This is a genomic window from Paenibacillus sp. GbtcB18 (genome assembly GCF_019091125.1).
Lineage (GTDB): Bacteria > Bacillota > Bacilli > Paenibacillales > NBRC-103111 > Paenibacillus_F > Paenibacillus_F chitinolyticus.
This window is the reverse complement of the sequence record NZ_JAGXJX010000571.1, coordinates 1-254: the sequence shown is the minus strand read 5'-3', so window position 1 is coordinate 254 and position 254 is coordinate 1. Positions and strand designations below refer to the sequence as shown.

The 254-nt window shown below is 53.5% G+C and carries 1 rRNA gene; it reads right to left on the bottom strand.

The window, feature by feature from the left end:
* Window positions 1–254 (bottom strand): 16S ribosomal RNA (locus KVT34_RS30595); the annotation flags it as partial.

Sequence of the window (254 nt, the reverse complement as noted above, 5' to 3'; positions counted from 1 at the left end):
AACATCTCACGACACGAGCTGACGACAACCATGCACCACCTGTCACTCTGCTCCCGAAGGAGAAGCCCTATCTCTAGGGTTTTCAGAGGATGTCAAGACCTGGTAAGGTTCTTCGCGTTGCTTCGAATTAAACCACATGCTCCACCGCTTGTGCGGGCCCCCGTCAATTCCTTTGAGTTTCAGCCTTGCGGCCGTACTCCCCAGGCGGAGTGCTTAATGCGTTAACTTCAGCACTAAAGGGCGGAAACCCTCTA